This window comes from Rhodopirellula sp. JB055, from assembly GCF_043100905.1.
Classification (GTDB): Bacteria; Planctomycetota; Planctomycetia; order Pirellulales; family Pirellulaceae; genus Rhodopirellula.
Genome location: NZ_JBICHO010000608.1, coordinates 1 through 4,531 on the forward strand (window position 1 = coordinate 1; position 4,531 = coordinate 4,531).

The 4,531-nt window shown below is 57.4% G+C and carries 3 protein-coding genes and 1 pseudogene; all 4 read left to right on the forward strand.

The genetic code is table 11. From position 1 onward, the window contains the following. Positions 1 to 865, forward strand: an 865-nt coding sequence (locus ACF8AM_RS23845; protein ID WP_392558052.1) for a prepilin-type cleavage/methylation domain-containing protein, incomplete at its 5' end; no start/stop codon positions are given. Between the two features lie 7 nt (positions 866 to 872). Beyond that, positions 873 to 2,648 (forward strand): general secretion pathway protein GspK, encoded by a 1,776-nt coding sequence (locus tag ACF8AM_RS23850; protein ID WP_392558054.1) that lies wholly within the window; start codon positions 873 to 875, stop codon positions 2,646 to 2,648. A 15-nt stretch (positions 2,649 to 2,663) separates the two neighbouring features. After that, positions 2,664 to 4,274, forward strand: a complete 1,611-nt coding sequence (locus tag ACF8AM_RS23855) for a hypothetical protein (protein ID WP_392558053.1) — start codon at positions 2,664 to 2,666, stop codon at positions 4,272 to 4,274. Continuing rightward, positions 4,271 to 4,531 (forward strand): annotated as a pseudogene (locus ACF8AM_RS23860) (hypothetical protein); the annotation flags it as partial. The gene ACF8AM_RS23855 and the pseudogene ACF8AM_RS23860, both read left to right, overlap by 4 nt.

Sequence of the window (4,531 nt, forward strand, 5' to 3'; positions counted from 1 at the left end):
CGAAGACGATTTGCGGATGACTTTGGTCACGCGTCCTGTTTCCACGGAAGCGTTGTCGGAAGTGTTGGCTGCCGCGGCCGCACCGCTGGAAAGTCTCGGCATCGGTGCGACGGAAGAAGACTCTGAGGATTCGTTGCCGCCCGATGATGGCGAAACGCTCACGGATGATCTTGCGTTGTCGACCGACAGCAGCTTGGTGACCGGTGTGGTGTTGCAGTCACCTGGGTTGATTGGCAATGAGACCCAGTTGCAAATCGACGTCAGTCGTTTGCCGAGTTTGGAACAGACCGCCATCGATCCTGATTTAGCGATCACGTCGGGAGTGGATTTGTTGGACCGCCCCAGTGACATCAAGACCGTCAGTTACTTTGTTCAAGTCGCCGGCTCGTTTGGCATTCCAGACGCGATGCAGACGTTGGCGGCCACGGACGAAAACGCGACGACCGACCCTGCTTCCACAGGCGGCGGTTTGGTTCGTCGCCAATTGGATCGTTCGATCAGTGTGCAAGCCTTGTCGACTGGTGGTTCATCGCGGTTGGATCAAACTGGAGAAGTCATCGCTCCTGAAGTGGCTGCCATCGGATTTGAGTATTACGACGGCGTCAATTGGTTGCCTCAGTACAACACCGACGAAACCGGGTATCTGCCGCTGGCAATTCGCGTGACCTTGCAATTGGCGCCAAGTGCATTGCCCGGTGCCACGGCCGACGAAACGGGCAGTTCCACCTCAGTCAGTCTGACGGAAGGTCGTGTGTTCACGCACTTGATTCAACTGCCTATGTCGTTCCCAGAAGACGGAGAAGCCTTGCTTGAAGAGCAGGAAGCAGCCAGCACCGCGGAGACTGCCGATGTCGTTTCTGAATGAGCCGTTCATGGATCAGTCGTCAACAAAGAGTTCCATCGCGGATCGATCCCGGGGCTGGAGTGCCGGTCGCGGGAATGCCCGGCGAGGGTTTTTCCTGGTGTTGGTGTTGATCGTGATTGCCGTCGCCACCATGGCGGTGTATTCGTTCACGGATCTGATGATTGCGGCGGACGAGACGGCCTACTTAGCGGGCGATTTGGTTCAGGCTCGCGCGACGGTTGATTCCGGCATCGAAGCGGTGCGTTTGACGTTGGCACAATCCGCTTCGATGCGAGAAGACGCGGGCGGCGTGTTCAACAACCCCAATCTCTTTCAAGGCGTTCCGATCACCGATGGAACCCAAGGCAATCCGACCTTCAATTTCACGGTCTTGGCACCTGGTTTGACCGAGATGGGAACGCTGGGCGGCATTCGCTACGGATTGCAAAACGAATCGGCGCGATTGAACGTCAACGCTCTGGTGGTTCTGGAGGAGAACTCCGAGGCGATCAATTTGTTGTCCAGTTTATCCGGAGGCAGCGTCGATGCAGGCGGCATTTTGGGGGACGCGACCGAATCCGAAGAGACCGAAATATCGACCGAGAATATCGCCGTGACACTGTTGATGACTTTGCCAGGCATGGACGAGTCGATTGCCGATGCGATTCTGGACTGGATCGATGAGGACACCGAGCCACGTGAAAATGGATGCGAGGACGAATACTACACATCGCTCGCAACGCCCTACGCAGCGGCGAACGGTCCCATCCAAACGGTCGAGGAGTTGTTGTTGGTCCGTGGGGTCACGCCCCAGTTGTTGTTTGGTGCCGACAGCAATCGCAACGGTGTATTGGATTCCGACGAACAGCAACGTTATGCGGCCAGCATCGAGACGCCTGGCGTGCTGGGTTGGGCCAGCTACCTCACCGTTCACGGTGCCGAAGCGAACAAGACCATGGACGGTGACTTCCGAGTCAATATCAACGGTGAAGATCTCGAGGTTCTGTACGATGAATTGATGACCGCGTTGGGCGATGAAGTCTTCGCATCGTTCATTGTGGCCTACCGAATGGCGGGCGAGTCGTCGCTGGTGGATGCCGTGGCCAGCGGAGCAAATGCCGAGGCGTTGGCGGCTCAGGGAATTGATGCCCAGGATGCCGCGAACGCTGATTCCGAAGGAACCGTGTTGCCGTGGTCGGTCGACGCTTTGGAGTCCTTCGATCTGACCGCCGGGGCGGAGGTGGAATTCAATCAAGTTCTCGATTTGATTGACGCCAAGGTCACTGTGGAGAATGGCGACGAAACAATCACGTACACCACGCCGCTGATTGGTGAGCCAACCCTGCTCGCAGAATTCTTGCCGTTTCTGATGGACCAATTGACGACTCAGGACGGCGACGTTTTGCCCGGCCGAATCAATCTGAATGAGTGTCCCGCGGAGTTGCTGATGGGCGTGCCGTTGGTCGATGTCGACACGATGACCGCGATTTTGGAAGCAAGATCCCAAGACAGCAGCGGCGGAACGACCGATCGCAATCACGAAACTTGGCCGTTGACGGAGGGTTTAGTCACCGTGGATCAGATGCGAGCTTTGCTGCCGTTGGTCACCGCTCGCGGAGACGTCTTCCGGGCTCAGGTCATCGGCTTTGATTCAGCGACTGGTTTGGCCGCTCGGGGAGAGGCCATCATCGACGCCTCCACACCGAATCCCCGAGTGGTTCACTACCGAGACCTCACGCATTTGGGGCGTGGATTTGATCTGTCGGTCCTAGGCGGAAACATCGTGGTTCCGAACAACAACTGAGTAAACTATTGCACCATGACTAAAAAAGTAGCCGTCGATTGGGACGAACAACAGATTCGCATTGTGGTTGGAGAGGTCTCCAGTAAACAAGCGAAGATCACGGATGCCGCGATTTTGCCGATTCAAACCGCCGGTGTGGGGACCACGCTGCGCAAATGGATCGAAGAAAAAGGGCTTGAAAAGGCGGAGTGCTTGGTCGCGGTGGGACGCGATTCGGCGGAGCTTCGGCAAATGGAATTCCCGCCGGTTCCGGATGAAGAGTTACCGGACATGATTCGGTTTCAAGCCGTCCGGACGTTCGCCTCCGCAGGTGACAGTGCGACGGTGGATTTCTTGCCGACCAGCCGCACCGAAAAAGGAGTCCGTGCGATTGTCTCCGCCACAGGGTCGAGCAAGCTCGACCCCATTCGGAAGGCTCTTCAAGAAGCGGGGCTGACCGTCGGCCGCATCGCCTTGCGGCCAATTGCTGCGGCGGCGCTGTATCAGATCGTGCTGCGTGATTCGCAAGCCGATTCGACTCGATCCACTTTGGCGCTGATCGACTTGGTTGGCGATGAGGCCGAGATCGTGCTGTTTCGGGGCCGCGATGTATCGTTTGTGCGATCGGTTCGTTTGCCTTCTCAGTCACCGGCCCGAGTCAATGCGTTGGCCGGTGAACTTCGCCGCAGCATGATCGCGTGTGGTGCATCCGGATCGCCTTGTGACATTGCGATTTGGGGCACGGCCGATCGACATCGGGAGGAGCTGGATCAACTCGCCGAGCGATTGGATCAAGGACAAGACAAACCGTCGGACAAACGATTGATCAATCCGCTGCAGATTGTCGATTGTGATGCGTCGGTCGAACCATCCGTCGGAGAAACGGTCGGACGCCTGGCGCCCTTGGTTGGGTTGTTGGTTGCCGATGGAGGGCACGGCGATCGGCTGATCGATTTTGCCAACCCCAGACAATACGTTCCGCCAACCACCAATCGTGGCAAATTGGCGGCGATGATCGGCATCCCCGCCGCCATTGTGTTGGGCGTTGGATGGTTGTTCTGGAGTCAGCTCAGCACTCGAGATGCGGCGATCGCGGAATTGGAAGCGGCCAACGCCGTGGTGCGAGAAGAAGTCAAAACGGCCGACGCGAGCGTGCAGCGGACCGAGCGAATCGACCAATTCTTGGATGCCGATGTGAATTGGTTGGAAGAGCTCGTGCGACTTGCTGAAGCTCTGCCACCGGCGGAAGAATTGATTGTGAAAAGTGTTTCCGCCACGGCAAGCGATCGCCAAGGTGGCGGCCGTTTGGTTGTTGCCGGGATGGTGACGTCACCCGATGTGATCGACGAGATGGAGTCGGCGTTGCGTGATGAAGCACATCGCGTTGTCGGCGATGGTGCCAGTCAGGTCGATACCGAAGACGCCTACCGCTGGCAGATTCGCGAAACAGTGACGCTTGGCGGAGAAAGCGTTCGGGCGGAACGCTATGAACGAATCGCCAAGTTGATGGAACAGTCATCCGTGGACGCTAGTGCAGAGGGCGATCCCGAATCGGATTCTGCTGAGAGTCCCCCTGACCAAGAAGCCCGCCAGGAGGCCGATTCAGCCAACCTGCCAACCGCCACCGGATCGGAGGTGCAATCATGACTCAGCGTGAACGCTTTTTAGCGATGGCCGTTGGCGGCCTGTTTGTTGTCATTGCATTCCAGTGGGGATTCAATCGGTACCGCGATGCGATCAAGTTTCGTGACAACCGCTTGGCTGCTTTGCAAAACGAAGCGAACACCTTGAATGAAAAAAAGTTGGCCGGCGCTTACGCCGACCGACAGATGGGCGAGTACATGGTGCGGTCGTTGCCGAGCAATCCCGAGCGAGCCCAAAGCATCTACCAATCTTGGTTGTTG

Excerpts from the sequence above, each read along its gene's own strand:
- ACF8AM_RS23855 (WP_392558053.1), top strand. The coding sequence starts at position 2,664 with ATGACTAAAAAAGTAGCCGTCGATTGGGACGAACAACAGATTCGCATT.
- ACF8AM_RS23850 (WP_392558054.1), top strand. The coding sequence starts at position 873 with ATGGATCAGTCGTCAACAAAGAGTTCCATCGCGGATCGATCCCGGGGC.